The sequence below is a fragment of the Bradyrhizobium sp. LVM 105 genome, from assembly GCF_003957705.1.
Classification (GTDB): domain Bacteria; phylum Pseudomonadota; class Alphaproteobacteria; order Rhizobiales; family Xanthobacteraceae; genus Bradyrhizobium; species Bradyrhizobium frederickii.
On record NZ_QZMV01000007.1, the window covers coordinates 16,220 to 31,111 of the forward strand.

13 protein-coding genes are annotated in these 14,892 nt (G+C 65.7%); 12 read left to right on the top strand and 1 reads right to left on the bottom strand.

All coding sequences use genetic code 11. The features are described from left to right. The first annotated feature begins 11 nt into the window (after window positions 1-11). From D6B98_RS20455 to D6B98_RS20490, 8 genes are read left to right on the top strand one after another with little or no spacing between them, the layout of a single operon-like run. Window positions 12-1,052 (top strand): ABC transporter ATP-binding protein, encoded by a 1,041-nt coding sequence (locus D6B98_RS20455; RefSeq protein WP_126258742.1) that lies wholly within the window; start codon window positions 12-14, stop codon window positions 1,050-1,052. Beyond that, on the top strand, window positions 1,049-1,924 hold the full coding sequence (locus D6B98_RS20460; protein ID WP_126258743.1) for an ABC transporter permease: 876 nt from the start codon (window positions 1,049-1,051) through the stop codon (window positions 1,922-1,924). Before D6B98_RS20455 ends, D6B98_RS20460 begins: the two co-directional genes overlap by 4 nt. Next, window positions 1,921-2,727, top strand: a complete 807-nt coding sequence (locus D6B98_RS20465) for an ABC transporter permease (protein ID WP_126258744.1) — start codon at window positions 1,921-1,923, stop codon at window positions 2,725-2,727. The genes D6B98_RS20460 and D6B98_RS20465 overlap by 4 nt, the downstream gene beginning before the upstream one ends. Before the next feature lie 8 nt (window positions 2,728-2,735). Beyond that, the gene (locus D6B98_RS20470) at window positions 2,736-3,869 is read left to right on the top strand and encodes an NAD(P)/FAD-dependent oxidoreductase (protein ID WP_126258745.1); all 1,134 of its coding nucleotides are present in this window, start codon (window positions 2,736-2,738) and stop codon (window positions 3,867-3,869) included. Window positions 3,870-3,901: 32 nt separating this feature from the next. Then, window positions 3,902-4,198: a (2Fe-2S)-binding protein gene (locus D6B98_RS20475; protein WP_126258746.1), complete on the top strand. Its 297-nt coding sequence runs from the start codon at window positions 3,902-3,904 to the stop codon at window positions 4,196-4,198. Next, window positions 4,195-5,613, top strand: coding sequence for a (2Fe-2S)-binding protein (locus tag D6B98_RS20480; protein ID WP_126258747.1), 1,419 nt, complete (start codon window positions 4,195-4,197; stop codon window positions 5,611-5,613). The genes D6B98_RS20475 and D6B98_RS20480 overlap by 4 nt, the downstream gene beginning before the upstream one ends. Beyond that, window positions 5,610-6,731 (top strand): NAD(P)/FAD-dependent oxidoreductase, encoded by a 1,122-nt coding sequence (locus D6B98_RS20485; protein WP_126258748.1) that lies wholly within the window; start codon window positions 5,610-5,612, stop codon window positions 6,729-6,731. The genes D6B98_RS20480 and D6B98_RS20485 overlap by 4 nt, the downstream gene beginning before the upstream one ends. Window positions 6,732-6,743: 12 nt before the next feature. Beyond that, window positions 6,744-7,091, top strand: coding sequence for a RidA family protein (locus D6B98_RS20490; RefSeq protein WP_126258749.1), 348 nt, complete (start codon window positions 6,744-6,746; stop codon window positions 7,089-7,091). 290 nt (window positions 7,092-7,381) lie between these two features. Here the strand turns inward: D6B98_RS20490 and D6B98_RS20495 are convergent, their stop codons facing one another. After that, a complete protein-coding gene (locus D6B98_RS20495) occupies window positions 7,382-8,716 on the bottom strand; it encodes a dicarboxylate/amino acid:cation symporter (protein WP_126258750.1) in 1,335 nt (444 codons plus the stop codon). Between the two features lie 349 nt (window positions 8,717-9,065). Here D6B98_RS20495 and D6B98_RS20500 point away from each other — a divergent pair, with 349 nt between their 5' ends. From D6B98_RS20500 to D6B98_RS20515, 4 genes are all read left to right on the top strand, one after another. Next, window positions 9,066-9,902, top strand: a complete 837-nt coding sequence (locus tag D6B98_RS20500) for an SDR family oxidoreductase (RefSeq protein ID WP_126258751.1) — start codon at window positions 9,066-9,068, stop codon at window positions 9,900-9,902. A gap of 117 nt (window positions 9,903-10,019) precedes the next feature. Beyond that, window positions 10,020-11,822: a cation:proton antiporter domain-containing protein gene (locus D6B98_RS20505; RefSeq protein WP_126258752.1), complete on the top strand. Its 1,803-nt coding sequence runs from the start codon at window positions 10,020-10,022 to the stop codon at window positions 11,820-11,822. Window positions 11,823-11,859: 37 nt separating this feature from the next. Next, a complete protein-coding gene (locus D6B98_RS20510) occupies window positions 11,860-12,666 on the top strand; it encodes an NAD-dependent protein deacetylase (protein WP_126258753.1) in 807 nt (268 codons plus the stop codon). Window positions 12,667-12,807: 141 nt separating this feature from the next. Then, a complete protein-coding gene (locus tag D6B98_RS20515; RefSeq protein ID WP_126258754.1) occupies window positions 12,808-14,892 on the top strand; it encodes a hydantoinase/oxoprolinase family protein in 2,085 nt (694 codons plus the stop codon).

Here is a 14,892-nt window from a genome sequence, read left to right on the forward strand (position 1 = left end):
GGAGACAGCGCATGGCCTATCTCGAGCTTGACCGGGTCGCAAAGCAGTTTGGCGCGCAGACTGTGGTCGACGACTTCAGCCTGTCGGTGGGGAAGGGGGAGTTCATCTCCTTCCTCGGCCCCTCCGGCTGCGGCAAGACCACGACGTTGCAGATGATCGCGGGCTTCCTCGATCCCACACGCGGCGCGATCCGGCTGGAGGGCAAGGATCTGACCGCGATCCATCCGGCCAAGCGTGGCCTCGGCATCGTGTTCCAGAGCTACGCGCTGTTTCCGCACATGACGGCGGCGGAGAACGTCGCCTTTGGCCTCGAGATGCGCAATGTGCCGCGCAACGAGCGGGTCGAGCGCGTTCGCTCCGCGCTCGCGATGGTCGGCCTCGCCGGCTACGAGGACCGCCATCCCCGCCGCATGTCCGGCGGCCAGCAGCAGCGCGTGGCGCTGGCGCGTGCGCTGGTGATCAAGCCGAGCGTGCTCCTGCTCGACGAGCCGCTGTCGAACCTCGACGCCAAGCTGCGCGAGGAAATGCAGATCGAGCTGCGCCAGATCCAGCGTACCGTCGGCACCACGACGATTCTGGTCACGCATGACCAGAACGAGGCGATGTCGCTGTCCGATCGCATCGTGGTGATGAGCCAGGGCAAGATCGAGCAGATCGGCACGCCGCAGGAGACGTATGAGAAGCCGGCCTCCGCCTTCGTCTCGCAGTTTCTCGGCAAGACCAACGACTTTGCCGGGACGATCGACCGGACCGCGACGCCCGCGCAGCTGGTGGCGGGCTCCTGGAGCGCGCCGGCGTCGGTGGGCTTGAGCGGCCCCGTGACGGTCAGCATTCGTCCTGAAAGGATCGGCTTCGGCGATGCCGGCCTCTCTGCAAAGATCATCACGCGAATTTTCCAGGGCAATCACTGGCTGTTCCAGTGCGACAGCGAGTGCGGTCCGGCGATCGTGATCCGCCAGAATGACGGCAAGGCGCAACCGGGCGAAGGCGAGACCGTTCGCCTCATTTGGCGGCCCGAGGACATGAGCGTGCGCGCGAGGACTGTCGCATGAGCATGGCCGCCGAGGAGCGCAGCGTACGCGCGCCGTGGGCGCTGACCGCACCAGCCCTGATGCTGTTCGTCGGCGTGCTCTTGATCCCGCTGGTGATGACCGTGATGCTGTCGTTCCACGATTGGGGTCAGTACAAGGGCATCGAGCCGGTCTTCATCCTCAAGAACTGGCACGAGATCGCGACCGATCCCTATTACGCCGAGATGTTCTGGCGGACGTTCCGCATCGCGATCCTGACCACGGTGCTCACGGCGCTGCTCGGGGCACCTGAAGCCTACATCCTCAACCGCATGAGCGGCCGGTGGAAAAGCTTTTTCCTGCTGGTCATTCTCGGGCCGCTTTTGATCTCCGTGGTGGCGCGCACGCTCGGCTGGGCGCTGCTGTTCGGCGGCAACAACGGCCTCGTCAACAAGCTCTTGATGTCGCTCGGGGTGATGCGCTCCCCCATTCCCTTCATGTTCACCGAAACCGGCATGGTGATCGCGCTCGCGCATGTCATGATGCCGTTCATGGTGCTGTCGGTGTGGGCGGCGCTGCAGCGGCTCGATCCGCAGATCGAGAACGCGGCGATGTCGCTGGGCGCCGGTCCCGTCACCATCATCCGCCGCATCATCATGCCGCAGATCATGCCGGGCGTGCTGTCGGGGGCCATTATCGTGTTCTCGCTCTCGGCCAGCGCCTTTGCGACGCCCGCGATCATCGGCGGCCGCAGGCTCAAGGTCGCCGCGACGCTGGCCTATGACGAATTCCTCAACACCCTGAACTGGCCGCTCGGGGCCGCGGTCGCGACGCTCCTGCTGGTCGCGCTGGTCCTGATCGTCGTCGGCAGCAACGCGCTGATCGAGCGGCGCTATGCCGAGGTGTTCCGATGAGGCGGAACGGCCCCCTCGCGCTGATCTTCCACGCCATCTTCGTCATCGTGATGGTGGCGCCGATCCTGGTGGTGTGCCTGGTCGCCTTCACGCCCGAGGGTTTCCTGTCGCTGCCGACCAATGGCTTCTCGCTTCGCTGGTTCAGGACCATCGCGAACTATCCCGAATTCATTCACGCCTTCTGGGTCAGCCTTGGGTTGGGGGCGCTCTCGTCGTTCGTCGCGCTGCTGTTCGCGGTGCCGGCGGCGCTCGCGATCGCGCGCTATCGTTTCGCTGGACGTGATGCGCTCGCCGCGCTGTTCCTGTCGCCGCTGATGATCCCGCATGTCGTGCTCGGCATCGCCTTCCTGCGCTTCTTCACCTCGGCCGGCCTCGGCGGCAGCTTTGCCGCGCTGATCATCGCCCATGTCATCATCGTGTTTCCGTTCGCGCTGCGGCTGACGCTGGCAGCAGCGACCGGCATGGATCGCACGGTCGAGATGGCCGCCGTCTCGCTCGGTGCCGGCGGCTGGACCCTGTTCCGCCGCGTGACCCTGCCGCTGATCCTGCCCGGCGTCATCAGTGGCTGGGCGCTCGCCTTCATCCAGTCCTTCGACGATCTCACCATGACCGTCTTCCTCGCCGCGCCCGGCACCGAGACATTGCCGGTGCGCATGTTCCTTTATATCCAGGACAACATCGATCCGCTGGTGACGTCGGTCTCGGCCTGCGTGATCGCGATCACCATGACCGCCCTCGTTCTGCTCGACCGCTTCTACGGGCTCGACCGCGTGCTCGCCGGCAAGGGCGATACGGGGCGATAGGAGAACCCATGTCAGGAGAATATGACGTCGCCGTCGTCGGCGGCGGGCTGCTCGGCTCCGCCATTGCCTGGGGCCTCGGCCGGCTCGGCAAGACGGTCGCCGTGCTCGACGAAGGCGACATCACCAAGCGCGCCTCGCGCGCGAACTTCGCGCTGGTCTGGGTGCAGAGCAAAGGCCTCGGCATGCCCGCCTATACGGTGTGGACCGTGCAGGCGTCGCAGGCCTGGAGCCGGCTGGCGTCCGAGCTGAAGCAGCAGACCGGGCTCGACGTCTGCCTCCAGCAGAATGGCGGCTTTCACCTCACCCTTGGCGAGGACGAATTCGGCCAGCGCACCGAGCTGGTCAAGCGCATGCACAACCAGACGGGCGCGGCCGACTACAAGATGGAGATGCTCTCCGCATCCGACGTGAAGAAGTCGCTGCCGCTGATCGGCCCCGAGGTCTCCGGCGGCAGCTATTGCCCGCTCGACGGCCACGTCAATTCGTTGCGGACGTTCCGTGCGTTCCACACCGGCTTCAAGGCATTCGGCATCGACTATTTCCCGGAGCGGCCGGTCTCCGCGATCGGCAAGAGCGGCGGCGAATTCCGCCTCACCACGCCGAAGGGCGAGCTCCGCGCCGCCAAGGTGGTGCTGGCCGCGGGCAACGCCAACCAGACGCTGGCGCCGATGGTCGGCCTCTATGCGCCGATGGGTCCGACCCGCGGCCAGATCGTGGTGACCGAGCGCACCATGCCGTTCCTGCCGCACCCGCTGACGACGATCCGCCAGACCGACGAGGGCACGGTGATGATCGGCGACAGCAAGGAGGACGAGCTCGACGATCGTACGCTGAAGCATTCGATCAGCGCGGTCATGACCGATCGCGCCCAGCGCATGTTCCCGCATCTGTCGCGCCTCAACGTGGTCAGGAGCTGGGCGGGCATCCGCGTCATGCCGCAGGACGGCTTTCCGATCTACGACCAGTCGGAGACGCATCCCGGCGCCTTCGTCGCCTGCTGCCACTCCGGCGTGACGCTCGCCTCCAACCACGCTTTCGAGATCGCGCGCATGGTGGTGCAGGGCGCGCTCGAGCCCGAGCTGGTCGGCGCGTTCTCGGCCAGCCGCTTCGGCGCGGGCGCGGCGAACAACAGCGGCTATTAGAGATACCGAGGAAGGAGCCAAGAGGCATCCCCATGTTCAAGAGATCCGAACAGGACAAGCGTCCACCGGTGCAGATCTTCGTCGACGGCGTTGCGGTCGCGGCGCGCCAGGGCGACACGGTCTCCGCCGCGTTGCTGGCCTCCGGCTGCGACGCACGTCGTTCGACTGCGGTGAGCGGCGCGCCGCGTCTGCCCTATTGCATGATGGGCGTGTGCTTCGACTGCCTCGTCACCATCGACGGCGTCGGCAACCGGCAGGGCTGCCTCGTGCCAGTGGCCGAAGGCATGCAAATCGAGATCCAGAAGGGCAAGCGGGAGATCGGGAAATGACTGTGGCTCCCAAGCGCGAAGACTATGACGTCGTGGTGATCGGCGCCGGGCCTGCGGGTCTTGCTGCTGCCGCGACATCGGCCGAAGCCGGCCTGTCGACGCTGCTGCTCGACGAGAATATCGGCCCCGGCGGCCAGGTGTTCCGCGCCATCGCCTCGACGCCCGTGACCGACCGCAACCAGCTCGGCGCCGATTATTGGGCTGGAGCCGATCTCGTGCAGTCGCTGCGCGCGAGCAGCGCCGAGGTGATTCATCGTGCGACCGTCTGGAGCCTCGACCGCAATCTCGAGATCGCCGTCTCGATCGGCGGCGCGTCCGCCTTCGTCAAGGCCGAGCGCGTGATCCTCGCGACCGGCGCGCTGGAGCGGCCGTTCCCGATTCCCGGCTGGACGCTGCCGGGCGTGATGACCGCGGGCGCGGCGCAGACCATGCTGAAATCCTCGGCGCTCGTGCCCGACGGCCGCACGGTGATCGCAGGGCAGGGCCCGCTGCTCTGGCTGCTGGCCGCACAGATCCTGCGCCTCGGCGGCCGCATCGATCGCATTCTCGACACCACCGAGCGCGGCAATTATTTCGCCGCGCTGCCCCACGCCTTCGCCTTCCTGACCTCGCCCTATTTCGCCAAGGGCCTGTCGATGATGCGCGAGGTCAAAGCGAAGGTGCAGGTCGTCTCCGGCGTCACCGAACTCTCGGCATCCGGTGACGGCCAACTCGCGAGCGTGAGTTATGTCGCGGGCGGCAAGCGCGAGATCATTCCCGCCGATCTGCTCCTGCTGCATCAAGGCGTCGTGCCCAACGTCAATCTGGCGATGTCCGCCGGTGTCGAGCATCGCTGGGACGACCTGCAAGTCTGCTGGTCGCCGGTGCTCGATGCGAGCGGCAATTCGACCATTCCCGGCATTGCGATCGCCGGCGACGGCGCCGGCATCGGCGGTGCGAGCGCCGCCGTGGTGCGCGGCCGTATCGCGGCGCGCGCGGCCGTGGAAGCGCTATCGCCCGCAGCTGCGGCGAAGCTCCCACCGATGGCAACGCTCCGTTCCGATCTCGCCAAGGCCGAGCGCGGCCGCGTCTTCCTCGACACGCTGTTCCGCCCCGCAACGCAGTTCCGGATTCCCTCGGGCGACACCATCGTCTGCCGCTGCGAAGAAGTCACGGCAAAGGACGTTCTCGATGCCGTCGCGATCGGCGCGACCGGTCCGAACCAGCTCAAGGCCTATCGCCGCACCGGCATGGGACCGTGCCAGGGCCGGCTCTGCGGCCTCACCGTCACCGAGCTGATGGCGCAGGCACGCGGAAAGACGCCGCAGGAGATCGGCTATTACCGGCTGCGCGCGCCGGTGAAGCCGATCACGCTCGCCGAGCTCGCCGCTGTTCCCAAGAGCGAGGCGGACGTCAAGGCGGTGGTTCGCGGATGACCAAGAACGTGGATGCGATCGTCGTCGGCGGCGGCATCCACGGATGCTCGACCGCGCTGCATCTGTGCCTCGCCGGCCTGAAGCCGGTGCTGATCGAGAAGGACTATGCCGGCCGCCACGCCTCGGGCGTCAATGCCGGCGGCGTGCGTCAGCTCGCGCGCCACATCCCCGAGATTCCGCTCTCGATCCGCTCGATGGGAATCTGGGAGAAGATTGCAGATCTCGTCGACGACGATTGCAGCTTCGAGAGCCACGGCCAGGTGCTGGTCGCGGAGAACGAGGAGGAGCTGGCGGTCTGCCGCGCGCGTGTCGCCGAGCTCAACGCGCTCGGTTTCACCCATGAAGAGCTGATCGATGCGACTGAGCTGCGGCGCCTCGTGCCGGCCGTGGCCGAGACCTGTCCGGGCGGCGTGGTCTCGCGCCGTGATGGGGCCGCCAATCCGGCGCAGACGACGACGGCATTCCGCCGCAAGGCCGAGCAGCTTGGTGCGACCGTGCGTGAGGGCATCGCCGCCTCCAACGTCCGCTACGGTGCCGGTCTCTGGCATGTCGATGTTGGCTCTGAAACCTTTGCCGCGCCGGTGCTGGTCAATGCCGCCGGCGCCTGGGCCGGCAAGATCGCCGCCGCACTTGGGGAGCCGGTTCCGGTCGAGACCGTGGCGCCGATGCTGATGATCACCTCGCGCGTGCCGCACTTCATCGATCCCGTCGTGATCCTGCGCGGGCGAAAGCTCTCCTTCAAGCAATTCAGCAACGGCACGGTGCTGATCGGCGGTGGCCACCTGGCGACGCCCTATCAGGATCGCAACGAGACCGTGCTGGATTGGAAGAGCCTCGCGACCAGCGCCCGCACCGTGTTCGAGCTGTTTCCGGTGATGCGGAGCGCCTCCATCGTCCGCGCCTGGGCCGGGATCGAGGCGAAGATGAAGGACGATATTCCGGTGTTCGGCCCGAGCAGCCGTCACAAAGGCCTCTATCATCAGTTCGGCTTCTCGCTGCACGGCTTCCAGCTCGGCCCCGGCGCCGGCGCCGTGATGGCCGAGCTGATCGTCAACGGCGGCACCCAGACTCGAATCAGCGATCTCGGCATCGACCGCTTCCATCCTTCCACGCTCTAAGAAGAGGACAACATGAGCATCACCCGCAGCATCCGCACGCCCATCATGCACCGCGCCGTCGAGGCAGGCGGCTTCGTCTTCCTCGGCGGCACCATCGCCGACGACACCTCGGTCTCGATGGGCGAGCAGACCCGCAACATCCTCGGCAAGATCGCCGGCTATCTGAAGGAAGCAGGAACCGACAAGAGCCGCGTCGTCAGCGCCTCGATCTTCGTCACCGATCTTGCCAAGAAGAAGGAGATGGACGCGGCCTGGACCGAGTTCTTCGGCGATAATCTGCCGACCCGCGCCACGGTCGGCGTTGCCGATCTCGGCGGCGGCGCGCTGATCGAGGTCGTGGTCACTGCGCTGAAAGGCTGATCGCGACAGGCGTCAGCACGAGTCACGCTGGCCTGCTTGCAATCGGGATCAGGCGGCGGATCGATGTCGCCGCCAAGCTGCGCGTTCATGGCGGGATCGTCTGATCCCGCTTGACCGTTCGGATCTTGCAGTGATTTTCAAAAACCCGACGCCCTGCCCCCAGCGCGTCGGGTGGAAAAAATGAGTATCAATCGGTGATCCCAACGCCATTGTTGTGACCTGTGCCGCACCGATTTTCTACTCCGGGAAACTACCGCGTTGGAACCGGGCCTCGTTTCTCCTGCGTGGGCCTATGAGCCCGCGCTTCCACCCGGCTCCAGTGCTTCGCCGATCTCCAGCGGATGGGCCATGGTCTCGTGCAGCGCCTTGCGATCGAGCTCGCCTTCGGAAATGCTGATGACGACGCAGGCAACGCCGTTGCCGATCAGATTGGTCAGCGCGCGGCATTCGCTCATGAACTTGTCGATGCCGACCAGGATCGCAATCGACTGGATCGGGATGTCAGGCACGATCGAGAGCGTCGCGGCGAGCGTGATGAAGCCCGCGCCGGTGACGCCAGAGGCGCCCTTCGAGGTGATCATGGCGATGCCGAGGATGCCGAGCTCCTGCCAGATGGTCAGATGGGTGTTGGTCGCCTGCGCCAGAAACAGCGTCGCCAGCGTCATGTAGATGTTGGTCCCATCGAGATTGAAGCTGTACCCCGTCGGAATGACGAGGCCGACCACCGAGCGCGAGGCGCCGAGATGCTCCATCTTCTGGATCATCTGCGGCAGCACCGTCTCGGAAGAAGAGGTGCCGAGCACGATCAGAAGTTCGTCCTTGATATAGGCGATGAAGCGAAGGATCGAGAAGCCGGCGAGCCGCGCGATCGCGCCGAGCACGATCAGCACGAACAGGATGCTGGTGAGATAGAACGTGCCGATCAGCGCCGCGAGGTTGAGCAGCGAGCCGAGGCCGTAGGCACCGACCGTGAACGCCATCGCCCCGAAGGCGCCGATCGGCGCGACGCGCACGATGATGCGGATGATGCCGAAGAACATCTTCGCGGCCTTGTCGATCGCGTCCGCAATGGGCTCGCCGGCCTTGCCGAGGAAGGCGATGGCGAAGCCCGAGAGGATCGAGATCAAGAGCACCTGCAAGAGGTCACCGCGCGCGATCGCGCCCAGATAGCTGTCGGGAATGATCGCCATCAGATGGGCGACGATGCCTTCCTCATTGGCCTTGGTGACGTAGGTCGCCACCGATTTGGGATCGATCGTGGCGGGGTCGATGTTGAAGCCGTGCCCGGGCTGGAGGATCTCGCCGACCAAGAGGCCAACCGCAAGCGCGACGGTCGAGACGGTCTCGAAATAGATCAGCGACTTCAGCCCGACCCGGCCGACGCGCTTGAGGTCACCCATCGAGGAGATGCCGTGCACGACGGTGCAGAAGATCACCGGCGCAATCATCATCTTGATCAGCGCGATGAAGCCGTCGCCGAGCGGCTTCAAGGCCTTGCCGAGATCGGGATAGGAATAGCCGATCAGCACCCCGAGCGCGATCGCGATCAGCACCTGGACGTAGAGGATCTTGTACCAGGGCTGGCGGCGGCGGAGGATGGCTGGCTGGATCGCGACTTGTGTCATAGAGTGGGCCCCGGAACGCATTGATCTTGCGGGATTTGAATCTTGCATGACCTGCACCATGTGATGGCCGCCGCAGAAGTGACAATCACATTTTTGTCTGTTTGCACGAAGATCGATCGCGGAGTCGCAAGCGCGCTTGTTGTCGATCGCCTGCGACGCTGCCTGCCGATCATCCTCGGTGCGATCGGCGGACGCCTCGGGTCCTTGGTGAACGGCCTCGCCTCGGCATGCCGATTGACTCCACCCGGCTGCCGGCCGCGCCGTGTGTCCAGGGATGCGTGCAGCGTATGCACAACCGGCTGGAACAAAACGCCGGTTCCATCCATGATGATGCATCTGGAGAGAACACATGCCGCAACCCGATCGTTCGACTTCGTTTCCCTCGCGCCTTGTCGGCCAATATGCGCTGGTGACCGGCGCCTCGCAGGGCATCGGCCGCGCCGTCGCCGTCAGGCTTGCGCAGGAAGGTGCGACCGTCGCCATCAATTATTTCGAGCACGAGGAGCGGGCGGAGGAGACGCTGGCACTCGCTCGGACGGCTTCGAGCGACCGCGGCCACGGCGAGCCCGATCATTGCATCGTCAAGGCCAATGTCGCCGACGAGCAGGACATTGCTGCGATGTTCGAGGCGATCCTTTCGCGCTGGAAGCGCCTGGATTGTCTCGTCAACAATGCCGGCTTCCAGAAGGAATCGCCGAGCGAGGCGCTGGACGTCGAAACCTATCGCCGCATCATCGACGTCAATCTGAACGGCGCCGTGCTCTGCGCGCAGAGGGCACTTGCACATTTCGTCAAGCGCGGCGGAGGCGGCAGCATCATCAACTGCTCCAGCGTGCACCAGATCATTCCCAAGCCCGGCTATCTCGCTTATTCGATCAGCAAGGGCGGCATGGCCAATTTGACCCGCACGCTGGCGCTCGAATTTGCCGGCCGCGGCATCCGCGTCAACGCTGTCGGGCCCGGCGCGATCGATACGCCGATCAATGCGGCCTGGACCGGCGACCCCGAAAAGCGCGGCGTCGTCACCAGCCACATTCCCATGGGGCGCGTCGGCACGCCGGAGGAGATCGCCGCCGTTTTCGCCTTCCTCGCCTCCGACGATGCGAGTTACATCACCGGGCAGACCCTCTATGCGTGCGGAGGCCTGACACTGTTCCCGGAATTCCGGGAGAATTGGGCAAGCTGAACGTCGGCTTCGGACCTCCGGGATGGTGGCTGCGACCGGGCAGGGGCCTGCGGCGCCGTGTGCTATCGACCCTCGACGACGCTACCGCTATTGCGAGTGCCGACACATGAAGGGCTCGTGACCACACCCATCAACATCAACGCTTACAGTGACGCACTGGTGGTCCTCGCGACCGCCGGCGTCGTGGTACCGATTGTCCGCCATTGGGGCATCAATCCCGTGCTGGGCTATCTCGGCGCCGGCGCCATTCTCGGTCCGCTCGGGCTCGGCTCGCTCGTCCGAGAAATACCGTTCCTGTACTGGTTTACGGTGACGGATGCGCAGAACGTCGAGGGTATCGCCAATCTCGGCATCGTATTCCTGCTCTTCCTGATCGGCCTCGAACTGTCTTTCCGGCGGCTCGTCACGATGCGGCGTCTGGTGTTCGGGCTCGGTGGCCTGCAGGTGCTGGTGACGTCCGCGATGATTTTCGGCGTGGCGCTTCTCTCCGGGCAGAGCTCCGATATGGCCGTCATCCTCGGCGCCAGTCTTGCGCTGTCCTCTACCGCGATCGTGCTCGAGCTTCTGTCCGGCGAGAAGCGGCTTGCGACCACGACCGGGCGTGCCAGCTTCGCGGTGCTGATTGCCCAGGATCTCGCGGTGGTTCCCATTCTGGTTTTCGTCTCGGTGCTCGGCGCAGACAGCGGCGGCTCCGTCCTGGCGCACATCTCCAGTGCGATTCTAAAGGCCGCGCTGGCGGTCGCTGTCCTCATTCTGCTCGGACGGCTGCTGATGCGTCCGCTCTTCCAGATGGTTGCGGGCACCCATTCGACCGAGTTGTTTGTCGCCGCAACCTTGTTCGTCATCGTCGGCGCAGGACTGGCCGCCCACCAAGCCGGCTTGTCGATGGCGCTCGGAGCCTTCGTTGCAGGACTGATGCTGGCGGAAACGGAGTATGGCAAAGCCATCGAGGCCACCGTTGAGCCGTTCAAGGGCCTGCTGCTCGGCATCTTCTTCTTCACCGTCGGCATGGCCATCGACTTTCGCGTGTTCTTGCGCGAGCCGGGTTGGCTGCTGGCCGCCGTTGTCGGTATTCTCGCCGGCAAGGCGATCGTGCTCATCGTCCTGGGCCGCCTCTTCAGGCTGTCATGGTCCGCGGCGATCGAGATCGGATTCCTGCTGGGTCCAGTCGGCGAATTCGCTTTCGTCAGCATCGGAATGGCGGCGGCCGGCGGCCTGATCCAGCCTGGTGTGTCGAGCTTTGCCGTTGCCGTCACCGCCGTGACGATGGCATTGACGCCGCTCCTGGGCATGCTCGGGCAACGATTGGCCGCGAAATTGGGTCGCGAGCGCACGCCAGATCCTGAACTGGCGGTTCGCCCGCCCGGCGACCGGGCGCAGGCCATCGTGGTCGGCTATGGCCGCGTTGGCAAGGTCGTCTGCTCGCTGCTGACCGGCCACGGCCTGAACTACATCGCGGTTGATCACGAGGCAATCGCCGTGGCACGCGACCGCCGCGACGGTCACAAGGTCTATTTTGGCGATGCGACGGAGCCGGGCTTCCTCGAAGCTTGCGGCCTGATGCAGACGACCGGCGTGATCATCACCATCCAGTCGCGGTCGGCGATCGACGCCGTCGTCGAGCGGGTTCGCGCGGTGCGCCCGGATGTGCTGATCGTCTCGCGTGCGCGGGATGCCGAGCATGCCCGCCACCTCTATGCGATCGGGGCAACCGATGCTGTGCCCGAAACCATCGAGGCAAGCCTGCAGCTTTCCGAAGCCGCGCTGATCGGCCTCGGAGTTGCGGTCGGGCCCGCGATAGCCTCGGTGCACGAGAAGCGGGACGAATTCCGGCTGACGCTGCAACAAGCCGCGCGCAAGGCAGACCCGGAGATATCCCGCCCATCCGCTATCGCAGGCCGCCACGATGGGCGGCATTGATCTGGCAAGACCGCGGCGCGCAGACTACATAGGGGCCATGTCAAACCCGCCGCTCCAGGACTTCATCGACCGGCACGACAAATTGTTCGTGCTGACCGGCGCCGGCTGCAGCACCAATTCGGGCATTCCCGATTATCGCGACAGCTTTGGCAATTGGAAGCGGACCCAGCCGGTCAACTTCCAGGCCTTCATGTCGGACGAGCATACGCGGCGGCGCTATTGGGCACGCAGCTTGATCGGCTGGCGGCGGTTCGGCCAGGCCAAGCCGAACGACGCGCATCACGCGCTGGCCCGGCTCGAGGCGAACGGGCGGTGCGAGATGCTGCTGACCCAGAACGTCGATCGGCTGCATCAATCCGCCGGCCACCGCCAGGTGATCGACCTGCACGGCCGGCTCGATCTCGTTCGTTGCATGGGCTGCGGCCGCAAGACGCCGCGGAGCGAATTCCAGGATGCGCTCGGCCGCGCCAATGCGGAATGGCTGACACTCGATGCCGCCGATGCTCCCGATGGCGACGCCGATCTGGAGCACGAGGAATTCTCGTCCTTCCAGGTGCCTCCTTGCGAAGCCTGCGGCAGCATTCTCAAACCTGACGTCGTGTTCTTTGGGGAGAACGTCCCGCGCGACGTCGTCGCCACAGCGCAGGATCATCTGGCTAAGGCCGACGCCATGCTGATCGTCGGCTCGTCGCTGATGGTCTATTCCGGATTTCGGTTCGTACAGGCTGCAGCGCAACGCAGCATTCCGATTGCGGCCGTCAATCTCGGCCGCACCCGCGCCGACGATCTGCTGACGCTGAAAGTCGAGGAGCGCTGCGAGGCGGCGCTTGCATTCCTGCTCTGATCGCGCCAGTGCCGAACACGCCTTGCCTATTGCATAGGTGCCAAGCAGAATAGCCGGACGCGGCTTGGTCCTTGCCGTTCATGGCATGGAAATTGCTGCGTTTTCGACCGCAGTCTTGACGATCAGCACGGAGAATTTGGAATGCTTGAGGGAGCCGAAGTGCGGCTTGCCGTCGATATCGGTGGCACGTTCACCGACATCGTGCTGGACGTTGGCCTGGATCGCAAGACGCGCAAGGTGCTGACGACGCCGCAGCGGCCCGAGCAGGCGGTACTGGACGGCATGCGTCTCATCCTCGCCGATGCCCGCGCCCATATCAGCGACATCGATGTCTTCATTCACGGCACCACGCTGGCGACCAACGCGATCATCGAGCGCCGGGGTGCCAAGACTGCCCTGATTGCGACCGAAGGCTTTCGCGACGTGCTCGATATCGGCACCGAAAGCCGCTACGACCAGTACGATCTCAGTATCGACAAGCCCAGGCCTCTGGCGCCGCGCAGCCTTCGTTTCACCGTGCCCGAGCGCGTCGACGCCCACGGCGCCGTCCGCCTCCCGCTTGACGAAGCTTCAGTGCGCGCACTCGCGCCGAAATTGCGCGAGCTGGGCGTCGAGAGCGTCGCCATCGCCTTCCTGCACTCCTACGCCAATCCCGAGCATGAGCGACGTGCAGCTGCGATCCTGGCGGAGGAGATGCCAGGCGTCTCCGTGACCGTGTCCTCCGCCGTCTGTCCCGAGATCCGCGAGTATGAGCGCACATCGACTGCGGTCGCGAATGCCTATGTGCAACCCCTGATCGACGGTTATCTCGCGCGCATGGCCGACGCCTTGCAGGTCGAGCAATTCCGCGGCGCGATCTACCTGGTCACTTCAGGCGGCGGCGTCACGTCGATCGAGACCGCGCGGCGCTTTCCGGTGCGCCTCGTCGAATCCGGCCCCGCCGGCGGCGCGATCTTCGCGGCGCAGATCGCGGCAAGGCTCGGCGAGAGCAAGGTGCTGTCCTTCGATATGGGTGGCACCACCGCAAAGATCTGCCTGATCGAGAAATACCAGCCCGAGACCTCGCGCGTGTTCGAGGTCGACCGCGCCGCGCGCTTCCTCAAGGGCTCCGGCCTGCCGGTGCGCATTCCCGTGATCGAGATGGTCGAGATCGGCGCCGGCGGCGGTTCGATCGCCCATGTCGATGCCATGAAGCGCGTCACGGTCGGCCCGGAGAGTGCCTCGTCGGAGCCTGGCCCCGCCTGTTACGGTCGCGGCGGCCGGCGTCCGGCGGTAACGGATGCCGATGTTGCGCTGGGCATGATCGATCCCGATGCGTTCGCGGCCGGCACGATCAAGCTCGACCCTGAGCTTTCGAAGCAGGCACTGCTGCGCGACGTCGGCGAGCCGCTTGGCCTGTCCGCGGAAACCGCGGCCTACGCGGTGCACGAGGTCGTCTGCGAGAACATGGCGAGTGCGGCGCGCGTCCATGCGGTCGAGCGTGGCGAGATCGTCGGCCAGCACACGCTGATCGCCTTTGGCGGTGCTGCGCCGCTGCATGCGGCGCGTGTCGCCGAGAAGATCGGCGTCTCCCGGGTGATCGTGCCTTCGAATGCCGGCGTCGGCTCGGCCGTCGGCTTCCTGGCCGCGCCGATCGCCTATGAGCTGGTGCGCAGCCGCCATGTCCGGCTCGACGATTTCGACACTGAGGCGGTCTCCGACCTGTTGCAGGACATGGTGACCGAAGCGCGCGCGCTGGTTGAGCCTGGCGCGGCCGGCGCGCCGGTGCGCGAGCGTCGTGCTGCCTTCATGCGCTATGTCGGTCAGGGCCATGAGATCTCCGTCGAGCTGCCGAACCGGCGGCTGACGGCGGCCGATCTCGCCGGTTTGCGCCGGAAGTTCGAGGCCGATTATGCAGCGATGTTCGAGCGGTCGATTCCGGGGGCGGCGATCGAGGTGCTGAGCTGGTCAGTGCTCGCGACCACCGAGGCGCGCAATCCGCCGACCGTTGCGGCCGTCGCGCGCAAGCCCGCCGGCAAGGCGGCCGGCAGCCGCAAATTCTTCGACGGCCGCGCCGGCGAGGTGATCGAGATCCCGCTCTATCGCCGCGAGGACATGGCGCCGGGCGCGACCATCGCGGGCCCGGCCGTGATCGCGGAGGACGAGACCTCCACCTTCGTCTCCACCAGTTTCGACGCGCATATCGACGGTGCCGGCAGCATCGTCATGGAACGAAAGGCGGCCTGA

Coding starts and splice junctions, on each gene's coding strand:
- D6B98_RS20465 (WP_126258744.1), top strand. CDS start 1,921: ATGAGGCGGAACGGCCCCCTCGCGCTGATCTTCCACGCCATCTTCGTC.
- D6B98_RS20495 (WP_126258750.1), bottom strand. CDS start 8,716: ATGACACAAGTCGCGATCCAGCCAGCCATCCTCCGCCGCCGCCAGCCC.
- D6B98_RS20475 (WP_126258746.1), top strand. CDS start 3,902: ATGTTCAAGAGATCCGAACAGGACAAGCGTCCACCGGTGCAGATCTTC.
- D6B98_RS20480 (WP_126258747.1), top strand. CDS start 4,195: ATGACTGTGGCTCCCAAGCGCGAAGACTATGACGTCGTGGTGATCGGC.
- D6B98_RS20455 (WP_126258742.1), top strand. CDS start 12: ATGGCCTATCTCGAGCTTGACCGGGTCGCAAAGCAGTTTGGCGCGCAG.
- D6B98_RS20460 (WP_126258743.1), top strand. CDS start 1,049: ATGAGCATGGCCGCCGAGGAGCGCAGCGTACGCGCGCCGTGGGCGCTG.
- D6B98_RS20515 (WP_126258754.1), top strand. CDS start 12,808: ATGCTTGAGGGAGCCGAAGTGCGGCTTGCCGTCGATATCGGTGGCACG.
- D6B98_RS20490 (WP_126258749.1), top strand. CDS start 6,744: ATGAGCATCACCCGCAGCATCCGCACGCCCATCATGCACCGCGCCGTC.
- D6B98_RS20500 (WP_126258751.1), top strand. CDS start 9,066: ATGCCGCAACCCGATCGTTCGACTTCGTTTCCCTCGCGCCTTGTCGGC.
- D6B98_RS20510 (WP_126258753.1), top strand. CDS start 11,860: ATGTCAAACCCGCCGCTCCAGGACTTCATCGACCGGCACGACAAATTG.
- D6B98_RS20470 (WP_126258745.1), top strand. CDS start 2,736: ATGTCAGGAGAATATGACGTCGCCGTCGTCGGCGGCGGGCTGCTCGGC.
- D6B98_RS20485 (WP_126258748.1), top strand. CDS start 5,610: ATGACCAAGAACGTGGATGCGATCGTCGTCGGCGGCGGCATCCACGGA.